Annotated in this window: 10 protein-coding genes and 1 other annotated feature; of the genes, 4 read left to right on the top strand and 6 right to left on the bottom strand. The window is 36.6% G+C overall.

Annotated elements, in window-relative coordinates; translation table 11 throughout:
* From hisH to RHO14_09225, 6 genes are all read right to left on the bottom strand, one after another.
* On the bottom strand, positions 1 to 588 hold the full coding sequence (gene hisH / locus RHO14_09250) for an imidazole glycerol phosphate synthase subunit HisH (GenBank protein WVD70539.1): 588 nt from the start codon (positions 586 to 588) through the stop codon (positions 1 to 3).
* Complete coding sequence (hisB, locus tag RHO14_09245) at positions 588 to 1,655, bottom strand: bifunctional histidinol-phosphatase/imidazoleglycerol-phosphate dehydratase HisB (GenBank protein WVD70538.1); 1,068 nt, start codon at positions 1,653 to 1,655, stop codon at positions 588 to 590. Before hisB ends, hisH begins: the two co-directional genes overlap by 1 nt.
* Entirely contained in the window at positions 1,656 to 2,741 is a 1,086-nt protein-coding gene (gene hisC / locus RHO14_09240) for a histidinol-phosphate transaminase (protein WVD70537.1), read from the bottom strand.
* Positions 2,731 to 4,035: a histidinol dehydrogenase gene (gene hisD / locus RHO14_09235; GenBank protein WVD70536.1), complete on the bottom strand. Its 1,305-nt coding sequence runs from the start codon at positions 4,033 to 4,035 to the stop codon at positions 2,731 to 2,733. The genes hisC and hisD overlap by 11 nt, the downstream gene beginning before the upstream one ends.
* Positions 4,036 to 4,039: 4 nt before the next feature.
* Complete coding sequence (hisG, locus tag RHO14_09230; GenBank protein WVD70535.1) at positions 4,040 to 4,939, bottom strand: ATP phosphoribosyltransferase; 900 nt, start codon at positions 4,937 to 4,939, stop codon at positions 4,040 to 4,042.
* A 56-nt stretch (positions 4,940 to 4,995) separates the two neighbouring features.
* Positions 4,996 to 5,122 (bottom strand) — a sequence feature (His leader region).
* A gap of 97 nt (positions 5,123 to 5,219) precedes the next feature.
* Complete coding sequence (locus RHO14_09225) at positions 5,220 to 6,251, bottom strand: aminotransferase class I/II-fold pyridoxal phosphate-dependent enzyme (GenBank protein ID WVD70534.1); 1,032 nt, start codon at positions 6,249 to 6,251, stop codon at positions 5,220 to 5,222.
* A gap of 289 nt (positions 6,252 to 6,540) precedes the next feature.
* On the opposite strand from RHO14_09225, the gene RHO14_09220 reads away from it, so the two are divergent.
* From RHO14_09220 to RHO14_09205, 4 genes are all read left to right on the top strand, one after another.
* The gene (locus RHO14_09220; GenBank protein WVD70533.1) at positions 6,541 to 7,635 is read left to right on the top strand and encodes an FUSC family protein; all 1,095 of its coding nucleotides are present in this window, start codon (positions 6,541 to 6,543) and stop codon (positions 7,633 to 7,635) included.
* 153 nt (positions 7,636 to 7,788) lie between these two features.
* On the top strand, positions 7,789 to 8,571 hold the full coding sequence (locus RHO14_09215) for a hypothetical protein (GenBank protein ID WVD70532.1): 783 nt from the start codon (positions 7,789 to 7,791) through the stop codon (positions 8,569 to 8,571).
* Between the two features lie 360 nt (positions 8,572 to 8,931).
* Complete coding sequence (gene agp / locus RHO14_09210) at positions 8,932 to 10,182, top strand: bifunctional glucose-1-phosphatase/inositol phosphatase (protein WVD70531.1); 1,251 nt, start codon at positions 8,932 to 8,934, stop codon at positions 10,180 to 10,182.
* A gap of 803 nt (positions 10,183 to 10,985) precedes the next feature.
* Complete coding sequence (locus RHO14_09205; GenBank protein WVD70530.1) at positions 10,986 to 25,826, top strand: amino acid adenylation domain-containing protein; 14,841 nt, start codon at positions 10,986 to 10,988, stop codon at positions 25,824 to 25,826.
* Positions 25,827 to 26,147 lie beyond the last annotated feature (321 nt).

Here is a 26,147-nt window from a genome sequence, read left to right as displayed (position 1 = left end):
TTACATCTCCAAAAAGTTTTTCAGCAGTTTTGCACCGGCCGTGCCAGAACGCTCGGGATGAAATTGCACACCGAAGTAATTGTCTTTTTGTACGGCTGCCGTAAAGCTTTCGCCGTAGCTGGTTTCTGCTATAGTTGTTGAACATAATGGTAATGCATATCCATGTACGAAGTAAAAATAAGCGTCTGCTGGAATATCGCGAAACAAGTGTTCGCCGGCTTTAGGATAGACTTTATTCCAGCCCATGTGGGGCAGAGGTAAACCATGATCAGGAATTTTGATAATGGTTTCATCAATAAAACCTAATGTATCAATATCGCCTTCCATACTATGTTTTGCCATTAACTGCATACCCAAACATATGCCTAATATTGGCTGAGTGCATACTTTGATGAGTTCAATTAAGTTACGTTCTTTAAGCTGCGCCATTGCAGCACTTGCGGTACCAACGCCTGGCATAAAAAGTTTATCTGATTGTAAAACAAGCTCGGGCTCAGCCGTAATTATTGGCTGATAACCCAAGCGCTCAATTGCATATTTTACTGATGATAAATTAGCGCAGCCAGTATCAAGAATAACCACATTCATTACAGCACTCCTTTTGAACTTGGTAGATGATCGCCATCAATTTTAATTGCTTGTTTTAATGTGCGGGCAAAGGCTTTAAAGAGACTTTCAACCTTATGATGATCATTATCACCGGCGGTTTCAATATGCAGCGTAACTGCCATAGCATAGCTAATTGAATAGAAGAAATGTTCAACCATTTGGGTGCTCATATCGCCCACTTTTTGATGGCTAAATTGCGCTGAAAATTGTAGGTAAGGGCGGCCCGAAATATCGATAGTACATTTAGCAAGGCACTCATCCATCGGGATCACTGATGCGTAGCGAGTAATGCCGCGTTTATCACCTAAGGCAACTTTTAATGCTTCACCAAGTGCAAGCCCCGTATCTTCAATGGTGTGGTGGTCATCAACGTGTAAATCGCCATCGACTTGAATATTAAGTTTGATGCCGCCATGGGTGGCAATTTGGTCAAGCATATGATCAAAAAAACCTATCCCAGTGTCGATACTGCTATTACCTTGGCGGTCAAGCCACACTTCAACTAAAATTTTTGTCTCTTTGGTTTTACGCTCGACTTTAGCGTAACGATCTGGCGTTGTTAACCTTTGTGTTATCTCACGCCAATCTAAAGTGACAGGGCTATACCGTAAGCCTGTTATCCCCATATTTTCGGCTAATTTGATATCAGTTTCACGATCGCCAATGACATAGCTATTTTGTTTATCTAGTGCACCGTCAAGCAAATAGGGTAACACCAATTTAATTTTAGGCTTACGACAATCGCAATTATCAGTTGAAAAATGTGGGCAAATTAATACATCCTCAAATTTTACGCCTTGTGATTCAAAAATTTGCATCATTAAATTATGAGGGCCATCAAAGTCGGCCTGCGGATAACTATTTGTCCCTAGGCCATCTTGGTTAGTTACCATAACTAATTTAAAGCCAGCTGCTTGCAGCTTTAATAGTGCGGGAATGACATTAGGTTCAAATGCCAGTTTTTCAAACTTATCAACTTGATAATCGATCGGCGGCTCGGTTATTAATGTGCCATCACGATCAATAAAAAGATATTTCTGCGTCATCTAGTTATCTCCTTGACGTTTGAAATTGATTAAAGCATTTATTACCGCATCACATTGTGCTTGTGTGCCAATTGTGATGCGGATCATGTTAGTTAAGCCAGGTTGTTTATTTTGGTCTCGTAAAATAATACCCTGATCCCAGCAGTACTTAAATACCTGTGGATCATTAAATTTGACCAAAATATAATTAGCTGAGCTTGGATAAACACATTCAACCACATCAAGCTTATTTAGTTCACTTGTAAAACGCGCTTTTTGGCTATTAAGGTTTACGACATGTAATTTCATTACCGCTAAGTTTTCATGGCTTAATGCTGTCGCTGCAATATCTGCAACAGGTGAAGCTAGTGGGTAAGGGGCAATCACTTTTTGTAATGCATCAATCACGGGTTTATTTGCAATAGTAAAGCCGCAGCGTAATCCAGCTAAAGCAAAAGCTTTCGATAGAGTCCTTAAAATCACTAAGTGTGGATAGGTTGCCAGCCAGCTAACTAGTGAATTTTCTAACGAAAATTCAATATAGGCTTCATCGACAATCACTAAAGCTTTACCTACAGTCATTGCAAGTAGCGCTTTTATATCATCAGGATTTAATAAGTTACCGGTTGGGTTATTTGGTGAGCACACATAAACTAATTTAACCGAATCGAGGTTTTGTTTAATTGCCGTTAAATCTAACTGCCAATCGGGTGTTTGTGCAATGGCTTTGTAATTAATGCCTAACGTCTGGGCACTAACTAAATACATTCCATACGTTGGAGGACAATAAATAATACTATCTTGACCCGGCTCACAAAAGGCACGCATTAAAAGCTCAATTGCCTCATCTGCGCCGCGACTAACAATCAGCTGCTCGGCTTCTACGCCAGCATAATCGGCATAACGATTAATCACTTGCTCGGGCTGTGCTTGTGGGTAGCGATTGAGACATTGCTCGGTAAGCTCAAAATTTGGCGCAGTTGGGAATTCATTAGCATTTAACCAGACATCGCCTTTACCGCCTATGCGGCGCGCTGATTGGTAAGGCGTTAGCGCTTGTACATTTTTACGCACTAATTGGTTTATATCATTAAAATTATTCATCATATTGTCCTTTACTTAATGCATCAAGTCGTAACGTTACCGCTTGCTTATGCGCGGTTAATTGCTCAGCTTGTGCCATTAACTCAACAGTTTTACCAATAGCTGCTAATCCTTCCGGCGATAACTCCTGCACCGTCATCCTTTTTTGGAAATCAGCAAGCCCAAGGCTTGAGTATGTGGCCGTATAACCGTAAGTAGGGAGTACATGATTGGTGCCAGATGCATAATCACCGACTGATTCCGGTGACCAGTCACCTAAGAAAATAGAACCAGCACTTGTTATTTTATCAACTAAATTTGCTGCATTGCGAGTTTGAATAATCAAATGTTCAGGCCCATAGCGGTTACTAATTTCAATACATTGATTGATATCTTTGGTAATAATTAAGCGGCTTTCTTTTAATGCCTGTTGGGCAATATCTTTACGCGATAATTGCGATAATTGTTTGGTAATTTCAATAGCGACTGAGCTTGCAAGGTTTTCATCGGGCGTTAGTAAAATAACTTGTGAATCAGGGCCATGTTCCGCTTGTGATAATAAGTCTGCTGCAATAAATACTGGATTTGCACCGCTATCAGCAATAACTAATACTTCTGATGGGCCAGCTGGCATATCAATTGCTGCGCCATCGTTTAGTTGGCTTACTTGGCGCTTTGCTTCGGTAACATAAGCATTACCAGGACCAAAAATTTTATCAACACTTGCAATCGTTTTTGTGCCAAATGCCATAGCCGCAATTGCTTGGGCGCCGCCGAGTTGATAAATTTCACTCACGCCACAAAGTTCTGCTGCATATAAAATTTCATCTGCAATTGGCGGCGGCGAGCAGAGCATAATTTTATTACAGCCCGCAATTTTAGCTGGGATCGCAAGCATTAAAACGGTAGATAATAATGGCGCTGAGCCGCCAGGAATATATAAACCGACTGAATTAATTGGCCGCGTCATTTGCTGACATTTGATGCCTGGTAAAGTCTCAACGGTGATAGTTTCTCGAATTTGCGCTTTATGAAAACAGGCAATATTTTTTGCCGCTAGCTGCATCGCCTCTTTTAATTCAGCGCTTACGCGACTCGTTGCTAGTTTAATCTCGCTTTCATTTAGTTTTAATTCGTTAAGCGTGACGTTATCAAATTGTTTGCTTAGCGTTTTTAGTGCCGCGTCACCCTCATTTTTAACTTGGGTAAGAATTTTTGCAACAGACTGACTAATGGTATTTGATTGACTTAATGCCGGCCTTGTTAGTAATGTTTGTTGCTCAGCTGTAGAACACGTTTGCCAATACGTTAATTTCATCTTGTTACTCCATCATTTTTTCAATCGGTAGAACTAAAATTGAGCTGGCCCCTAATGCTTTTAATTTTTCCATAGTTTCCCAAAATAATGACTCGGTACTAACCATGTGCAGAGCAACCCGGTTTTTCTCATTTGCTAATGGTAAAATGGTTGGATCTTCAGCGCCAGGTAACAGCGCTACAATTTTTTCAAGTGCATCAGTTGGCGCGTGTAACATAATATATTTCGATTCGCGTGCTTGGATCACACCTTGTATACGAGTAAGGAGTTTATCAACCAGTGCTTGTTTATCAGATGAAAGCTCACCGCTGCGCTGAATTAAACACGCTTTAGATTGATAAATGACTTCAATCTCTTTCAAACCGTTGGCTTCAAGCGTTGCACCACTTGATACTAAATCACAAATTACATCGGCAAGCCCAGCCCTTGGTGCTACTTCGACTGAGCCATTAAGTAGGCAGGTATTAAATGTGACATTATACTCGGCTAAGTAGCGTTTTAGTAAGTGAGGGTAGGTGGTCGCAATGCGTAAATCTTGTAAACATTTTGGCCCTTGGTAGTCAAAATCTCTAGGCGCTGCAATTGATAAGCGGCAAGCACCAAAATCTAATCGCCTTAGCTGTTTGAATTGTGGATTTTGTCCCTCAGCTTTGCGATCAAGCACTTCTTCTTCAAGTACATTTTCACCAACAATGCCAATATCCACAACACCGTCAATAACAAGGCCCGGAATATCGTCATCACGCACGCGTAAAATATCAATTGGCATGTTTTCAGCAAAAGCAATAAGGCGTTGTTCTTGTAGGTTAATTTTAATGCCGCATTGTGCCAATAGTTTTTTTGATTCGTCGCTAAGGCGACCTGATTTTTGCATGGCAATACGTAAACGTGAATTATCTAACATCTTTCTCTCCAATTGTATAATAGTTAATAATCTTGAAAAGCCTGTGAATAAAACCATAAAAAAAGCCCTCGGAAGTTGATCTTCCGAGGGCTCTTTCTAAAACTTTCTTTGCGCTCATCTGGAAGATCAAATGTCTTCCAGCACCAAACGCCCGAAGACTATTGCGGGAAATGGTGATGATGATGGTTGTTGTTCAAACAGACGAAAAGTAAGTTCATAATATATTTAATGCTCCAAATAAAGTGTTATTAACATATAACACTTTATTTGGCTTAGCAAGTTATTTTTGGCTGAGTTTTTTTAAAAAAGAGTTAAATCGTTCGATATCATCAAGGGTTGTTGCCCATGATGTACAAAAACGTAAACAAGTATGTTCACTATCCGGCTGACCAAAAGCGTAAACACTATAATTTTGCATAATATTATCAACCAAACGATTGGGAATATTGACAAATAGTTGATTAGTTTGTGGCCTGATGTTAAATGTAAAACCGTGCTCACTAAAAATAGTTTGTAACGCTTTTGCCATTTTATTACTATGATCGCCCAATTGTAGATAAAGATCATCTTGCATTAAGGTTAAAAACTGTAACCCTAAAATCCAACTTTTGGCCATCATTGCGCCTTTTTGTTTCATAGTAAAGCGAAAATCTTGATTTAGCGTTAGATTATTAATAATTAATGCTTCACCAGCAAACGCCCCAACTTTAGTGCCACCAATATAAAATGCATCGGTCAATTGCGCCAAATCTTGAAACGTTAAATCATTATCTTCAGCAGTTAGTGCCATTGCAAGCCTTGCGCCATCGAGGTAGAGATATAAGTTATGTTGCTGGCAAAATTGATATAAACGTTGTAATTCTTGTTTACTATAAATAGTGCCCATCTCTGTGGTATTTGAAATATAAACTAATTTAGGTTGAACCATGTGCTCATCACAGTGTTCGTCAAGAATAGGTTTAATTAATTCAGGTGTTAACTTCGCATCAATGCCTTGCGCTGTGATAACTTTATGGCCAGTCGCTTCAATCGCGCCAGTTTCATGTACGGCAATATGGCCTGTGTTTGCAGCGATAACCGCTTGGTAAGGGCGAAGTACATGGCTAATAAAGGTGAGATTGGTCATTGTGCCACCAGGCAAAAAATGTACTGCTGATTTTGGCGAACCGATTACCTGACGTATTTGTTCACTGGCAAGTTGGCAGTAGTCATCTAAACCATAACCACTGTTTTTTTGCTTGGCTTTGGTTAATAATGACTCTAATAATTTGGGATGAGCCGTTTCATTATAATCATTGGTAAAACTATACATAATTCTATCCTTTATTAATATTATATATCGCTAAATTATACAGACAAATAAAGTCAATTTATATTGGCTTTATTTGTTATATTCACACTAAAGTGTAATTAACGCGTTATGATGATTTAAACCGCTTGATGTCGATTGATTATTAGCAGTAGAATAACCCGCTGTAATTAATCGTATTTTATTGTAGCTAAAATCTATTAGCTAATTCCTCGTTGTTAACAACGATCATTAATCGCTTTTATTACAAGTAATACCTTATTTTATCACTTTTTGGACGTTTGGTTTTGCAATGGATCGTTTACATAATGCATCAATTTTTATTTGCGATATTTTTGATCAGTTTCGCAAAAAAAATATCACTTTAATTCGTTTTATCGATGAGCTTGAAGTTATCAGCTCGGTATTTCTCGCAATCATTTTTGCTCATTTACTTAATGCTCAAAATATTGGCTGGGCAGCCTTTACTGGCTATATGATTATGCGCTCTCATGTTATTGATACATTAATTCGTGGTTCGCTGCGGTTTTTAGGCACTATCATTGGAGCGTTATTAGCTTATTATGTCAGTTATTTATTAGGTCATAATCTTATCTTCATTGCATTAGGTATTGCATGTGTGGGCGGTATTACGCTTTATTTCGCCGTTACTAGCAAGTATAGTTATGCTTGGTTTTTTTTCGGTATTACCTATATTATGATAGGTGTCGATGCGCTGGGTAATCCATTTAGTCAAGTGCAAGCATTTGCAATTACCCGCGTTATTGAAGTGTTGGCGGGTATTTCAGCTTCAATGGCTGTGAGCATTACCTCTAACTTAATAAAACCAAAACTGAGGATTAAACCATGTAAAATAGGTTTAGCTGAGGTTGTTAAATTTCCTTGTTATGCAAAATATACCGCAATCCACTCTTTACGAGTCATGTTTGCACTCGCAACGCTGCCATTTTTAGAGCATTTTTTTGATCTTCGTTATTTAGGCCAAACGGCAATTACGATTTTTGTGGTATTAACCGTTCCATTATCGACCATTAGTAATGCTAAAATTGTTTCTAAACGAAATTTTCATCGTTTTTTAGGCTGCACATCGGGTGGTTTGCTTGCCATCGTTTGTTTACCATTTTATCAAATCAATCTGGCAATTACCGCACTAATATTAGGCTTAGGTATTTTTATTGGTCGTCATATTGAAAATAGTTGCCAATCATTTTCCTATATTGGCACTCAATTTGTGCTTGTTTATCTAGTTGTCATGGTGCCCGATTCATTAGTCTATACATCGGCAGACCCTGGTATTTCAAGATTGTGTGGGGTTATAATTGGTATCATTTTAGTTGAATTGTCAAAATTAGTTGTCTTACCAATAAAAAATTATTGGAAACTTTAACGGCTACTTTAGTGATTAATTTTACCGAGTCGCTAATAATGTGAAACGCTGATAATAGGAAGATTAATTGTGACTATTTCTCGTTAAAATATTAGTAATGCATTTAATTTTAATATAAAATAGCCGCACAATAAATTATAAGAGGCAAGCAAAATGTACTCTAATTTTGTGCCAATAAAATTACATAATAATGCAGATGCGTTGGTTGCTGATTTAAGCGCCTTAAGTGAAAAACCTACGGTTTGCCCCTATTGCCAACATCATCAACTTTATGCCGTCAATTCTTCATCAGGTTATTATCGCTGCAAATCGTGTAAGCGTGGTTTTAATCGTAGCTTAAATACCCCTTTTTACCGCTTAGCACCACTCGAATGGCTACCAATTATTGCACAGCGACGGTTATGTGGGCAAAGTTATACCAGCATTCGCCGTGAACTTAATTGCAGCGCTTGGGTCATTAAAAACCGCATTGACGTTATTGATGAGTATATGCAAACTTATTATCCTGAGCTTTATCAGTGGTATCAAGATTTTGTCAATGATGTGAAAATTGATGAGCCTAAAATCGTACAACAACAAGTCGAACAGCTTAAAGCTTGGGTAAGCGGTATTTTGCAAGTCGCTGATGCCAGTTGTCCACACTGTAGCTCAACAAAAGTACAAAAAGTGGGTGAGGCGAGGGCGCAGTTTCGCTGTAAAAGTTGTTGGCGCTATTTTAGTAACCTCAAGGGCACAGGGCTTGATCATTTAGGCCGTTGTGAAAATTGGTTTACAATGATCGATTTATTAGTCGAAGGTAAAACAAATCGCGAGATTGAAAATACCTTAAAAATTAGTTCTGGCACGATGATTAAAGCCAAAAAGCAGTGGTTTGATATTATGCAACAACACAATTTATTAATATTAAGGGAGTGGATCACAAATAGAAGAGGGTAACATTTATTGTTTTTACTCTATCTTTTTCACTCACTAAATAATATTTAAACCGCTGTGACTTGGCTTGCAGCGGTTCAATTTATCCCCTCATTATTACCATGCATCTATCTAGTTATTTTATCGATTAATAATATTAAAGCATATTAGTTGCTAGCTCAATTAGTGCCCAATTTTACAGATATTAATAAATATGCAACCAATCAATCGTTCATATATTGTTCATTTGTGATGCCTCTCACAGAATAAAAAATCATCATTTTCATAATTTGATCGCGATCACGAATCTGTACGGATTCGTGTGCAAAAAAAAATGATCGATTAATACTAGTTATGCTTAGTTAATTAAATATGGAGAAAATAATGAAGTTAGTTAAAAAAATAAGTTTATTAGCAACCACTATTTTGGCTATAACTGATCTATCTTACGCCGCTGTGCCCGAAACGGAGTATGAGCTTAAACAAGTTGTGATAGTAAGCCGTCATGGATTAAGAGCACCATTAACAGAGGGCGCTGATTTGTTGATTAATGCAACTCCCTATAAATGGCCAAAATGGGATACTACCGGCGGATTTTTAACGGCAAAAGGTGGGGCGTTAGAAACGTATATGGGGCATTATTTTAATGATTGGTTTGCTCAACATAATTTAGTACAAAAAAACACCTGCCCAACAGATGAACAGTACTATATTTATACTAATATTGTGCCAAGAACGATTGCCACTGGACAATTTTTTACCGTCGGCGCATTTCCTGGCTGTGATAAAATAAAATATCACCATTTAGCAGATTTAGCGGGGCAAGATCCAATTTTTTTCCAAGCAATCAATGATAATAGTAAGGAGTATGTAACAAAAGCTGTTGCAGAAATTGAATCTTTTATCAATGATCAAAATCTAGCCTCTTCTTACGCTAAATTAGAAGAAGTTATTGATTATAAAAATTCTCATGATTGCAAAGTCGACAAACAATGTAGCCTTGCAAAGCTGCCTAATAAAGTCAACCTTATTTATGGTGAAGAGTCATCAATCGATGGTCCTATCCACACGGCTTTTTGGATGATTGATGCCTTTATGCTGCAAGACTATGAAGGGTTTCCTACTTCCCAAGTTGCTTGGGGTAAAATAAAATTTGATAAAGACTGGATCACCCTTGCAAAAATAAGGAATGCTTATATCGATGCGGCTTATTTACAGCCAATGGTAGTTAATCAAACGATTAAACCGATGTTATCACATCTAAATACTCTTATGCCGCTACAACAATCACCCGATCAAGCTAAAATCACTGTGCTAGTCGGTCATGATACGACAGTTGGGCCGATTATTCGTGCGATGGGCTTTGAGGATTACAATTTACCTGGTCAGTATGAGAAAACACCAATTGGCGGTAAAATTGTATTTCAGCGTTGGAACGATAAAACAACGGGTCAAGATTTGCTCAAAGTTGAATATGTTTATCAGTCGACTAAACAGCTACGCAACCTTGAAAAATTAACCCTTAATAATCCACCTCAAAGAGTAACTTTATCATTAAATGGTTGTCAGATTGATGCCAATGGTTTTTGTCCTTGGGTTGATTTCAAAAAAGTGTTAAATAATCTCGTCAAATAATTAACAAATAATATTTTATTCGTTCATACAGCCCGAATAGTAGGGCTGTTTTGTTTATTAATCATAAAATGGTGCTTATTTCCATCATATTTTGATGGATTTGTGCTAAAAAAAATTACCATAATGTTACTCACATCAAAATATCATTTTTTACTGATTAAAATTTAATAAGTTAAGTTTTTGCTGATAATGTTACTCTTTAAATTTACTTTTTTTTATTTGCATTGTTAGGTTGTTTGCATTACCTTATTAAGTAATCTAAACCGCGTATAAAAGTGTGATATTTAGGATATGAGTAACGTTTATTTTTTATTTATAATTATATTATTTCTAAAAGAAATTTTGTATACGATTAAATCATTAGCTATCAAATCTCTTTTTATTCAAAACACATTAATCAATGACACTATTTCATCTGATTATTACACGCTACGACTAAATCATGGTTTTATGCCATTTTTAGCTCAGCGTGCCTACTTAAGCTATTTTCGCCATTTAATCGGTTGTTCTTTTTCTTTCAAGGTCAATTGGCCTCCCACTAATAGTTAATTAATTAAGCCTTGCTTAACGACTATTTAAGAAATTTATATCAAAACTATCAATAAACTAAGCCAAAATTATGAGCTACTGAATCAATGTATAGGTAACTAATTTTTGCACAGCTAAATAATTTTTTAATAGTGATTTCATATTAAATTTATTTCGCAACAGAAAAAAGTTAAACATGGAGTGAGCCTTTATTGCACCGGCAGTTAAGTTCTAATTTTAACAATAATTTAAACTTATAATTAAAGGGTACCAAGATGAAAAATATTAAGCTAACGCCTTATCAACTAATGTTCTATTACGAATGGCGAGTTAATCCTTTACGTACTGATTATAATCTTGTTGCCGACAATACCCTTAACGGCAATATTGATGAACAGCGATTTATGGATTGTTTTAAAAAGGTGTTTAATGAGCACTTTATTTTTCGTCATAATATTATCGATAAATCCCCTGATATTTGCTGGACATTAAGGCCGCCAGCCTTGGCAAGTGACATAATAACTTATTATGATCATCCGTTAAGTGATGAAGAAATGCGTAATTTAACCTTGCAGCCTTTTGATTTAGAAAAGGATCTATTAGGACGAGTGTACCTGTTTAAATTGGCTGAAAATCAATATCGTTTTATCCTTATTTTTCATCACATTGCGGTAGACGGCATAAGCGTTGAAGAGTTTTGGTCAAAAATTAGATCTTATTATAATGGTGAAAATTATTACTTACAAAGTTTCGATTCCCAAATTGTTAGTCATCAAAAACTTAATACGAATTTTGAACAACTATTAACCGAGCAAAAACCCACTATGGTTGCTTTTTGGCAAGATCATTTAAGGGATACGAAAAATATTGATTTAACTTTTTTAAAGTCGCAACAAGGCACTCAGCCCGAAAGCAAACGGGTAATAACAGAATATTTATTTAGTTATGATGAACAAGTAGTACAACAAGTTAAATCGCTACGCCGGCAATATAAAATTACCACTTATTTATTTGGTCAATTGGTAATGGGATTACTACTGCACAAAATGGTAAACCAGAGCGATATCCCACTCGCTTATCCGGTCGCTATTTTAGAGGGCAAAGAGCTTATCTATGGCGCACATGTTAATGTATTACCTATCAATTATCATTTTGATGATAAAACGACATTACAATCGACGATTGATCATATATTAGCTTATCATCGCGGTGTTAAAAAAACGAATGCCAAATACCTGCCAATTTATGACATTATTTCAACGCTTAATAACCCCAATATTTTAGATGTTGCTTTTGTTCAAACCTTTTTAAGGGATCACACATCACATTTTAATGGCTTATATGACGAGAAAACCAATCACGATTTACAAGTTGATCTAAGTAATATTTTGGTTGTCGAGCAAGAGGAACATAATAATCATATTAACTATCGAATTAAGTTTAATGAAACTGTGTTAGATAAACATTTAGTCAAACAGTTTATCGTATTATATCAAAAATTATTTATGACAACGCTTGATTATTTACTCGATGGTAAGGCTGATATTTTAACTAAAAATATTAATATTCTTGATGACAATGCTAAGCAAGAATTGATTATGGCTAAAAATCAAACTCATGTGCCTTATGCGAAAAATCAGACAGTTATTGAACTATTTGAACAGCAAGTATTAAATACTCCACAAAATATAGCGGTAATTTTTGAACAAACTACGTTGACTTATCAAGAGCTTAACTTGCGGGTAAATCAGCTGGCACATTATTTAAGGCAACATTTGCAAATTAAGGCTAATGATTTTATCGGCTTATACCTTGATAGATCACAGCTCTCAATTATGAGTATCTTAGCTATTTTAAAAACTGGCGCAGCTTATGTTCCAATGGATCCTGATGCACCAGATGAGCGTAATGCTTATATTATGCAAGATGCTAAAGTTAAGGCAGTAATTTGCCAAGCTCATTATAGCGAAAAATTAGCTAAATTAACCACTGATGTGCCACTTTTTGCTGTTGATTGCAAAGATTTAATCGCAAGCTTAGATGATTATTCTAACGAGAATTTAATTAGCCTAACAACGGCTAATGATCTTGCCTACAGCATTTATACCAGCGGCACGACAGGTAAGCCTAAAGGCACCTTAATTGAACTACATAATATCAATCGTTTAGTGATTAATACTAACTTTGTTACCATAACACCAGAAGATCGATTACTGAGTATCTCCGGTTATCATTTTGATGCTTCAACATATGATATTTTTGGCTCGTTATTAAATGGCGCTGCAGTGGTTATTGCAACCAAAGATAAATTTTTAAATCTTAGCTATTTTAATCAGTTAATTGCCGATAATCAGGTCTCTAACTTTTTTGTGACTACTGCTTTTTTCAATAGTTTAGTTGATGCCGATTTACCCAATTTAGGTAAGTTAAAATATATCCTAACCGGAGGCGAATCGTTATCGGCAGTGCATGTTAATAAATTTTTAACTAACTATCCGCAAGTTAAATTACTTAATGTATATGGCCCAACTGAAACTACCACATTTGCAACTGCTTTTTTAACTAACCAAGTAGATCAGCCATTTGCCCATAATGTGCCAATTGGTAAGCCAATAAATAATACCTCACTTTATATTTTAGATCAGCGGCAGCAGTTAGTACCAAAAGGGGTAATTGGTGAGCTTTATATTGGTGGGGCAGGTGTTGGGCGCGGTTATTTAAATAATCGAGAACTAACAAATAAAACATTTATTAATAATCCATTTCAAACTGATGTTGAAAAAGCTGAAGGCTATAATGATAGACTTTATAAAACAGGTGATTTAGTCCGTTATTTAGCTGATGATAATATTGAATATATCGGGCGTAATGATTTTCAAATCAAAATACGTGGCTTTAGGGTTGAATTGACCGAAATTGAAAACCGTTTAATTTTGCATCCGGATATTAAGCAAGCTATTGTGATTGCGGTAGAACATAGCCCAAATAATAAATTTTTAGCCGCGTATTATGTCGCAGATACCGCTATCGCCTCACAGGTTATTATTGATTACTTGCAGCAATTTCTACCTGATTACATGTTACCGTCAGCATTAGTTCATTTAACGGTTTTTCCACTTAATATTAATGGCAAAGTTGATCGTAAAGCGCTACCCGTTGCAACCTTAAATCATCAAGGTGAATATATCGCGCCAAGTACGCAAACCGAATCGTTATTAGTTGATGTTTATGCCGAATTTTTACTTTATCCTGCTGATAAAATAAGTGTTACCGATGATTTCTTTAAGTTAGGTGGAAATAGTATTTTAGCTATTAAGCTTGCAAGTAAGTTAGCTAAATTACTGAATAAAAAAATTCATGTGGCCGATATTTTAGCTAAACGAACGGTACAAAAGCTCGCACAGTTTATCGATAATAATTTAGAGCAAGTCTTAGTTATTACCGCGCCGAAAGTGAATCACTGTGAAGAACAATTATTATCTTACGCACAAGAGCGGCTGTGGTTTATTCATTGTTATGAAGGCGAAAGTAGTGCGTATAACGTTCCCTTAGTTTTTAAAATTACCGATGGCATAAAATTAAATGGCTTAGAGCTCGCACTACAACGCATCATTTCACGCCATGAAATATTACATTCTATTATTAAAACTAATGAAGATGGCCTAGGTTATCAGCAAGTTATCGATTTAGGCAAATCGCCTATCGTGATTGAGCATGTTATTTGCAAGTCAAAGCAGCAACTCAACAATTACTTGTATAAGCATACTCATTATCTATTTAAATTAGATAAAGAGCCGGCTATTTCAATTAAGTGCTATCAACTTGGCGAGCAGCATTATATTAGTATTATTATTCATCATATTGCGTTTGATGGCTGGTCAACTGATTTATTTATTAAAGAACTTCTCCATTATTATTGGCAATATCACCAAGTACTTGCTGGTGAAATTAATGAAATTGAAGAGCTGTTTGCTGTTGATGTGCAGTATAAAGACTTTGCATTATGGCAGCGCCAATACCTACAAAGCGATGTACTAGATGAGCAGCTTAGTTATTGGCAACAACTATTAGCAAATTATACTATCTTAAATTTACCAACCGATTATACTCGCCCATCACAAATTGATTATCAAGGCCATGATATTCAATTCCAACTAAATGAATCACTTAGCTTAGCGCTGCGCCAATTAGCGACCGAGTTAAATGTTAGTTTATATACGGTATTATTGAGTGGTTATTATTTACTATTAAATAGCTTTAGTCATCAAAATGATATTGTTGTTGGTACTCCAACAGCAGGAAGACATTACCCTGGGATTGAAAATACCATGGGCTTTTTTGTCAATAATTTAGTGTTAAGACGGCAACTTGATCATAAAACGCCACTCGCTGATTTTATTAAGCAAACTGGCGAGCTAGTTGCTAATGCACAAAAATATCAAGATATTCCCTTTGAAAAGCTTGTCGAAGCGGTTCAAATCGATAAAGATACCTCAAGGCACCCAATTTTTCAGGTAATGTTTGGCGTACAATCATTTGCTAACGTTGACGATCACGAATTAAACCGCCTAATTACCTTATATGAAACCGAACAAACCCATTATGAGGCCGCAAAGTTTGATATCACAACATTACTTGATGATTCTCAAAAAACAATAAAAGGTTCATTTAACTATGCGACAAGCTTATTTAACGAAAATACTATCAAGCAATATATTAACGTTTATCTTAATATTCTAGGTCAGTTTGTTGATATTTGTCAGCAGCAAAAATCGTTAGCGCACGTTGCATTTTTAAATTCAGATGCGGTAAAAACGCTGATCTATGATAAAAATCAGACTTATGTGCCTTATGCAAAAGATCGCACCGTAACCGAACTATTTGAACAGCAAGTTTCAACAACACCAAATAATACCGCGGTAATTTTTGAGCAAACCGAGCTGAGCTATTTCGAGCTTAATCACCGAGTAAATCAGTTAGCGCATTATTTAAGGCAACATGCCCAAATTAATGCTAATGATTTTATCGCCCTATACCTTGATCGATCTGAATTATCAATTATTAGTATTTTAGCAATTTTAAAAGCCGGTGCCGCTTATGTGCCAATGGATCCTGATGCACCCCAAGAGCGTAATACCTATATTATGCAAGATGCAAATGTTAAAACGGTTATAACCCAAGCGCATTATTTAGAAAAATTAACACAATTAGCGATAAATGCCCCAATTATTGCGGTTGATAGCAGTGATTTAACCCGCTCACTTAGTGATTATTCGAGCGATAATTTAGTCAGTCAAACCACACCAGATGATTTAGCTTATTGTATTTACACCAGTGGCACGACAGGCAAACCTAAAGGCACCTTAATTGAGCTACATAATATTAATCGCTTAATTATTAATACTCACTTCGTTAAAATTACGCCAGAAGATCGATTGCTCAGCATTTCAGGTTACCATTTTGATGCCTCAATCTATGATATTTTTGGTTCGTTATTAAATGGTGCCGCAATTGTTATCGCAACCAAAGACAAGTTTTTAAATCTGGAATATTTCAATCAGTTGATTGCTGATAAGCAAATAACTAACTTTTTTGCGACCACTGCATTTTTCAATACCTTAGTTGATGCAAGGTTACCTAACTTAGATTTATTAAAATATATTATTGCCGGTGGCGAAGCGCTTTCTGCCGTGCACGTTAATCAATTTTTACAACATTATCCGCAAGTTAAATTTCTTAATGCTTATGGCCCAACAGAAACCACGACATTTGCTACAACCTTTTTAGCCAATCAAGCTTCTCAGCCTTTTGAACATAGTGTGCCAATCGGCCGGCCTATTAGTAATACTTCGCTTTATGTTTTAGATGATTTACAAAGGCCGGTTCCTTTTGGCGCTATTGGTGAACTTTATATTGGCGGGGCTGGCGTTGGGCGCGGTTATTTAAATAATCGCGAACTAACGGCGAAAGTATTTATTAATAATCCTTTTCAAACAGAGGCTGAAAAAGCGCAAGGTTATAATGATAGGCTTTATAAAACAGGGGATTTAGTCCGTTATCTCGCTGATGATAATATTGAATATATTGGCCGTAATGATCTGCAAATTAAAATCCGTGGTTTTAGGGTCGAGCTAAGCGAAATTGAAAATCGTTTAATTTTACACCCACAAATTAAGCAAGCGACAGTAGTTGCACTTGATCATGGCACAAATAATAAATTTTTAGCTGCTTATTACGTTGCAGATAACGCACTTTTATCACAAGATATTCTCGATTATTTACAGCAGTTTTTACCCGATTACATGCTGCCATCGGCTTTGGTACATTTAACGGCGTTACCACTTAATATTAATGGTAAAGTTGATCGTAGGGCATTACCGCTACCACAGCTTAATCATAGTACTATATACGTTGCGCCAACTAATGATACTGAGCAGCTGTTTTGCCAAACTTTTGCCAGTATATTACGTTTAGATGCTAGTGAGATTAGTATTGACGATGACTTCTTTAAGCTGGGCGGTGATAGTATTAGCAGTATTCAATTAGCTAATCGAATTAGGCAAACGCTTAATTACTACTTATCGATTAAAGATATTTTCAACTATCGAACCATTAAAGCCTTAAGTGATTATGTGATTAATAACCAAAAAGCATCACAAATTTCTATTAAGACGGAGCAAGGTATTTTAGATGGGAGTATTGAGCTGGCGCCGATTCAGCAATGGTTTTTTAGTAACGTTGCAAGCGGAAAATTACCTGACTATGGGCACTGGAACCAAGCCTTTTTAATTAAAGTGCCGCCACTTAATATTGCACTATTAAAACTAAGCTTAGCGAAATTAGTTGAGCAACATGACATGCTACGTGCCTGCTATCCAAGCTTATCAAAAGGTTATTATTCATCACCAACTGACGTTGCCTTTGACCATTGCAATATTAACAATTGGAGTGAGAGTGACATCAGTTCACACTTAACGACCTGGCAAAATCGTTTTGATATTAATAATTGCCCGCTATATCATTTTGGTTATTTAGAGGGCTATCAAGATAATAGTGCCCGAATTCATGTTGCGGTTCACCATTTAAATATTGATGCTGTAAGCTGGCGTATTATTATGCAAGACTTACAAACGATTTATCAGTTTTTCTTACAGCAAGATAATTTAGATCCTAGTGTTGGTGTCGCTAAAATTCTTGGTAATAAAGTGACTAGCTATCGTCAATGGGTAGAAAATGGGCAAAATTATCCAGTAGTAAATCAACAAACCGGTATTGATGAAAGGGAATACTGGCATCAAGTTTTAACTGATTTTACTGGTTATCAGCAGCATATTAACCAATGCCGTAGTAAGGCGCTAGCAAATACGCAGATGCAGCTATCTAAAGCACATACTGATTTATTATTACGCAAAGTGAATGATGTCTATCATACTGATATTAATGATATTTTATTAACCGCTTTAGCGCATAGCTTAAGTCTTATGTTTAAGCAATCTGAGCATTATATTTTATTAGAAGGGCATGGACGAGAAGCCTTATTTAACGATATTGATATTAACAATACGGTTGGCTGGTTTACCTGTATGTACCCGGTTAAACTTGTAGCCAATTTACCGAGCAAATTAAATAATCTTGTTTGCATTAAAGATAATCTACGGGCGATCCCAAATAATGGGATGGGGTATGGCCAGTTAATGGGCTATATTAAGCATCCTTTACCGGCAATTAGTTTTAACTATTTAGGTCAATTCAATAGCGAGCAGCAAGCTTTATGGTCATTTAGTCATGAAAATGCGGGGATTGCGATGTCGGCTAACAATAATAACACTGACTTTTTATCGTTAAATGGCGGCGTGATTGATGAACAATTGCAATTTACTATTGCAGGTTATTTATTGCCTGAGCAATTGGCTGTATTTTCAACCCTTTATACTCAGCAACTTGAAGCGCTAATTGATGAACTAAGTAAAACTGAACGTAGCTACTTAACGAGTAGTGATATTAATTACCTTATTTCACCGAGTTTACTTAGTAAGTTACAAGCAAATGATGAAATCGAAGCCATTTGCCCAACTAACAGTTTACAACAAGGGTTTATCTACCATGCGGTTGCGCAAGGTGACCTTGATAGCGCATATCGTGTACAGATGATTTGGGAATACCATAATCCGCTGCAAGTTGATTTATTACGTCAAGCATGGCAAATCACTCAAGCACAACTGCCATCATTGCGCTTACGCTTCAATTGGGATGAGGAATTAGTTCAAATTATTGATAAAAAAGGTGATTTTCCATGGCAGTTTATTGATCTTAGCAACGATTCGAAAGATCAACAATTAACGAAAATAGACCAAATTAGCCAGCAAGATCAGCAAATAAGCTATGATTTGGCGAAAGGTCAGTTGTTTAGGCTCTACTTAGTTAAACTTAATCAAACCCATTATCAATGTATTTTTAGTAATCATCATGCGATTTTAGATGGTTGGAGCGTACCAGTTTTATTAAAAGCGGTGCATCAAAATTATTTATCGCTAGCTAATAGTGAGCCGTTAGTTACATTTGATGATAATTGCTACTTAAATGCTCAGCATTTTTTACAGCAAAATTTGAAAGCAACAGCGGATTTCTGGCAAAGTTACTTACCGAACGACATTGAGCCTGAAAACTTAACAAGTTTAGTTAAACCAGCCATGCGTCATGTTAATTTAGCTGATCATCGTTACGTTTCAGATCCGCAAGAATTAATTCTTTGCTTTGATACTCAAAGTGCTACGCAGTTAAAAGAATTGTGCAAAGCAAATGATTTTACTATTAACGCATTAATGCAGTACTGCTGGCATCAACAATTAAATCTATATGGTAACAGTGATACAACTGTTATTGGTATGACAGTATCGGGCCGAAACTTACCGATTGATGGTATTGAAACATCGGTCGGGCTATATATTAATACCTTACCTGTGATTTTAAATCACACCGATGATAGCGTGATTAATAAAGTCAAAGAGTTACAATCGCATATTAATAACGTTAATAATCATGCTAATGCTAGTTTAATTAAATTGCAAAATACGGGTGTTAGGTTATTTAATTCATTATTTGTTTTTGAAAACTACCCAACTTCAGCACTTGATACAAACGAGTTAAAATTTGTCTTTAAAGAGGGTAAAGAAAAATTAGATTACCCACTTGGCTTAGTCGCTTTTGAAAATTCAGAACAAATAGAATTAAAACTAAAATATGCCGGTGAGCTGTTTGAAGCACAAACAATTTCCCGTTTATTAACCGGTATTAAGTTAACGATTGAACAGTTAATTTGCGATCCAACTATTTTAGTGAAAGAGGTAAAATTATTAACTGATGTTGAGTATCAGCAGCGAGTAATTGCGCAATCTGAGCAGACGCTCCCTTTTGCTAACGACAAACTACTTACGCAAATATTTGAAGAGCAAGTCCAGCGCACACCAAATACCGTTGCCGCGGTTTATCGTGATGTAGCGCTCACTTATCAAGCTTTAAATAATCAAGCTAACCAATTAGCTTACTATTTAAGCGCTAATCTTGATTTACAACCTGATGATTTTATTGCTTTATATTTAGATAAATCTGAGCACATGTTAATTAGTATGTTAGCAACGCTGAAAGCAGGCGCTGCTTATGTACCTATAAGCCCACAAGTGCCGATAGAAAGAACCGAGTTGATGGTTAAAGATAGTCAGGCAAAAGCGATCTTATGCCATCGCCATTATCAAGCATCTTTAAATGCGTTATTCGCAGGTCATGTGCAAGTTATCGCCATTGATGATAATTCGCTGTTAGCGACGGTTGCCGAATTTGACCAACATAATCTTGTCACATCAACAAAAGCTAATAACTTAGCCTATATTATTTATACCAGCGGCACGACAGGGAAACCAAAAGGGGCAATGATTGAGCATCATAGCTTAGTTAATATTGCCATTAATCAGCTTGAAACACTATCTCTACCTATTTGCTATAATAGCCATGACGCAAAGCGTGTATTATGGTATGCCAACTACGCTTTTGATGCACATGTATTAGAAGTTTACTGCGCTTTATTAAATGGTCATACAGTCTATATTTTGCCAGAAGAACAACGTTTTGATTTTGGCTTCTTAGCATCTTATATAAAAGATCAGCATATCGATTTTACTTTTATGACGCCGGCATTATTAGATAAAAATGATCTATTACCGCTACCGATTTTAGGTATTGGCGGCGAGGCTGCCAATAATGAATTAGTTAATCGATATTTCGAGCAAGGAACGCGGTTAATCAATATTTATGGGCCGACTGAAACCACCGTTTGGGCAACTGCGCATATTTATCAAAAAAATGATATGAGCACCAATTTAGGTCATGCACTTAATAATTATAGCCTTTATGTACTTGATAACTATTTACGCCCAGTACCAACAGGTGTAATTGGTGAGCTTTATATTGGTGGTGAAGGTGTTGGGCGTGGTTATCTCAATAATGCCGAATTAACGAGTAAGGTGTTTATTACTAATCCGTTCCAAACGACAGCTGAACAGGCTAAAAATTACAATGCACGCTTATATAAAACTGGCGATTTAGTGCGTTATCTAGAAAACGGTGACCTTGAATATATCAGTCGTAATGATTCCCAAGTTAAGATCCGCGGCTTTAGGATTGAACTCGGTGAAATAGAGTCTCGTTTAGTTGCTTACCCAAGTATCAGTCAAGCATTAGTCCTTGCGCTAAATAATAGCGCTGGCAATAAATACTTAGCTGCTTATTATGTGGCCGATAAACCTACGGCACATGAACAAATAGTTAGTTACTTAGCGCAGTTTTTACCTGAGTACATGGTGCCTGCAACCTTTATTCATTTAACGGCTTTACCCGTTAATATTAACGGTAAAGTGGATCGTAAATTATTACCCGCGCCAACTCTCTTAATCGAAAACGATTACATTGCACCAAGTAATGATATTGAGCAATTTATTGTTGCGGCATTTGCAGATTTATTATCGATGGATGTTACCGATGTTAGCATAAAAAATGACTTTTTCCGCCTAGGTGGCAATAGTATTTTAGCGATTAAATTGTCAAACAAGATTGTTAAACAGTTTAATAAAAAAATTCATGTTAGCGATATTTTTGCAAAACGAACTGCTAAGGCGATTGCCCAGTTAATTGAAGCCAGCGGTGAAACCCAGCAACATTTTGTGATCCCAAAAATTGAGAGTCCTGAGCAGCAGTTATTATCATTTGCACAAGAGCGATTGTGGTTTATTGATAGCTACGAGGGCGGAAGTAATGCGTACAATATTCCGTTGGTATTTAAACTTGCCTCGCAAATCGATATTCATCGTTTTATTGATGCCTTAAAACAAATTATTACTCGCCATGAAATACTGCGTACGGTCATCAAAACTAATCGTGATGGTATTGGCTACCAGCAAGTCGTTAATATCGATGAGTACCCATTACCAATTGAGCAGATTGTTTGTAGCGATAAATCAGCATTAGATAGCCATATTTATCGCCATGTTCATAAGATATTTTTGTTAGACAAAGAGTTACCTATCTCAATTAATATTTATCAACTCGCTGATAATCATTATATCAGCATGGTTATTCACCATATTGCTTTTGATGGTTGGTCGACTGATTTGCTAATCAAAGAGATGGTTTACGCTTGCGAAAATATGATGATAAGCAGCCCTGCGCCGTTACCGGAGATTACTTTACAATATAAAGACTTTGCTTTATGGCAACGGCATTACTTGCAAGATGAGGTGTTATCAGCGCAATTGCAATATTGGCTAAACCAGTTAGAGCATTACGAGCCGCTCAATTTACCGAGCGATTATGTTAGGCCAGTACAAACTGATTATATTGGCGCTGATATTAATTTTGAACTGGGTAAAGAACTAAGTGCAAATTTACGTAGCCTTGCAAACGAACTCGGGGTAAGTTTATATTCCGTTTTGTTGAGTGGTTATTACCTAGCATTACATGCATTTAGTCAGCAAAATGATATTGTAATTGGAACGCCGATCGCAGGTCGGCACTATGCTGGCGTCGAAAATACGATGGGCTTTTTTGTTAATATGCTCGCGATTCGAAAACTGATCAAGGGAGATGAGACACTAACCCAGTTTATAGAGCAAACGAGTGAGAGCATTTTTCAGGCGCAAAAATACCAAGACTTACCATTTGAAAAACTGGTCGATGCAATGCGCATAGAAAAAGATCACTCACGCCATCCGATATTCCAAGTTATGTTTGGCGTGCAATCATTTGGCTCAGCGATTGGGTTAAGCGATAAAACCTATTTTACGCCATATCAAACACAAGATACTCAATATAAAATTGCTAAGTTTGATATTACAACGCTACTCAATGATTCAGCTGATTCGATTCATGGCTCATTTAACTATGCAACCAGTTTATTTAGTGAACAGACGATTAATCACTATATTCAAGTGTATCGTTATATTTTGTCACAATTTACTGATCTTTATCATCAGCAACAAACTATTGCTAATTTGGCGTTCTTAGATGAAAGCACGTATCAAAAAATTGTCTATCAATGGAATAAAACGCGTTGTGATTATCCAAAAAACACTACAATCCATGCATTATTTGAGGAGCAAGTTACAAGAACGCCAAATAACTTAGCGCTTATTTATGAAAATGAACGCTTAACATACCAAGCGCTTAATGAAAAGGCCAATCAACTTGCGCATTATTTGAGAGATAACTTTGCCATCAAACCCGATGATTTGGTAGCGCTATGTTTAGATAGATCGCAATATATGCTAATTAGTATTTTAGCCATTATTAAAGCGGGCGGCGCTTATGTGCCAATGGATCCACAGGCACCTAGTGATCGTATTGGCTATATGATTGGTGACACCAAAGCTAAAGCGATTTTAACAACAAGCAGTAGCTACAATAAAGTTAGCACGCTTGCTAGTGAGCAGCAAGTGGTCGTCAACTTACAAGCAGATAATATGGTAAGTCTTTTAAATCGTTACCCTAAAACTAATCCGGTGCCACTTGCCAAGCCAAATAACCTTGCTTATGTGATCTATACCAGTGGCACGACGGGTAATCCAAAAGGGGTAATGCTCGAGCACCAAGGCGCAGTTAACCGTATTATTTGGATGCATAACGAATACCCAATTACTCAGCAAGACCATATTTTACAAAAAACCAACTACACTTTTGATGTGTCGGTATGGGAACTATTTTGGGCAAATTGGTATGGTGCATGTATTGTCTTTGCGCATTCAGAGCGCTATAAAGATAATGTTTATTTAGCCGAGCTAATTGAGGCTGAGCAAATCACCGTACTACACTTTGTACCATCAATGTTGGTTGCTTTTGTTGAAACCTTACAAGCACAGCCGATGCTACAAAGCAAAGTAGAAAAATTGAAGTATTTATTTTGTAGTGGTGAAGCACTGAACTTATATGAAGTTCAGCAGTGCCAAAAATTAATGCCAAATTGTCAGATCCATAATCTTTATGGGCCAACAGAGGCGACGGTTGACGTATTATATTATGATTGTAATAACCCTAATATTAAGCAAGTGTTAATCGGTAAGCCAATTGCTAACACCTCAGCTTATGTATTAAATGAGCGGTTACAGCCGGTGCCAATTGGCGGACTCGGCGAGCTTTATATTGGCGGTGATAACGTCGGGCGCGGTTATTTAAATAACCCAGTGTTATCGGCTGAAAAATTTATTACTAACCCATTCCAAAGCGAGCAAGAAAAACAGCAAAACTATAACGGACGAATTTACAAAACGGGCGATGTGGTGCGTTACCTTGGTGATGGTAATATTCAATATTTAGGGCGTAATGATTTCCAAGTTAAAATTCGCGGTTTTCGTATTGAACTGGGCGAAATTGATGCTAGATTAACGCTTTACCCTGATATTAATCACAGCGTTGTTATTGCTTATGAGCAGGCAACAGGGAGTAAATATTTAGTTGCTTATTACGTTGCGCAGCAGCCAATTGATAGCCATCTTTTACATAACCATTTAAAAGAGACGTTACCAAGCTATATGATCCCAACGGCCTTTATCTACTTAACTGATTTACCTATCACGTCAAATGGTAAGCTTAATCGCAAAGTACTACCTAAGCCAGAACTAACTGATAACGTTGAATATATTGCAGCTTCAAATCCGATTGAAGTGACATTATGCGATATTTTTGCTGCTACCTTAAAAATTACAGCAAGTAATATCAGTATGATGGATAACTTTTTTAAATTAGGCGGCAATAGTATTTTAGCTATGATGCTTAATAACCGCATTAATGAAGCTTTCCAAATCAAATTGCGTTTAGTTGATGTGTTAAGTAGTGAGACGATAAAGGCGCTAGCAACGAAAATTGCCGATCAAAAACAGTCGTTTAATCCAATTGTGCCGCTGAATAAAGCGGTTAATAAGCCGCAGATGTTTATGATCCATCCTGGTATTGGCGGCTGTGATGTATATGCATCGTTAGCCAATAAATTAAGTGAGCGTTATCACTGTTATGGCGTTGACTCTTATAACTTCTATCATGATGATAAAATCGCTAATTTGGCTCAATTAACTAAGTATTATCTTAATTATGTTGAGCAAGTAAGGGTAAAAGATCAGCCGATTAGTTTACTCGGTTGGTCGTTAGGTGGGCATATTGCGCTTGAAATGGCCGGTTACTTAGAGGCGCAAGGCTATAACAATATTACCGTCTACTTACTTGATACATGGTTACTTAATCAAGCTGATTTAGCCGCGAACATTCACCTTATCGACCTTAATCATGCGATGAAAGAGCTGAATATTCCAGCAAGTTTACAGCGGCAAGTTGAAGATATTGTCGCGGTGGATAATCTACTCACTGTACAACCACTTTCCTCCGTTTTAAACGCAACTAAAGTCACATTGTTTAAAGCAATTAAAGCGCAGCAAAGTATATCGGAGCAGTATATTAAATATCCATGTAACAATATCGACAGTTACCTTGCCGCAAAAGTGCAGCTCACCGTTATCGAAATTGATTGTGACCATTATCAAATTATTAAACACGAGCGTGAATTGATTCGTTGTATTGTTTAATTAGTCAGTAAGTAATAGCCCCGTTTGGCGTCTTTCAAATGGGGCAATTTTATAGGTTAAATACAGCACTTTTTTTGATTAAAAAGGCATGTTAACAGGTCGAAAGTTAACAAGTGATCATATCATCAAGATCAGTTATACCCTTTGGGATTAACGTTAAGTGATCGTCATACTACACGCTTAGTAATATTGTAAGTGGATTTATTTGTCTAATAGTAAGGCAAATATAATGATGCGATATAACTATGATTACTTAACCAACTGCTAATAATTAAATTCAATACACTTACCGTTATCATATTTCATGTTGCTGGCAAATAT

Source organism: Orbaceae bacterium lpD04, from assembly GCA_036251935.1.
GTDB lineage: Bacteria > Pseudomonadota > Gammaproteobacteria > Enterobacterales > Orbaceae > Orbus > Orbus wheelerorum.
Note: the sequence above shows the minus strand (reverse complement) of the source record. Positions and strands in the feature narration are given on the sequence as shown.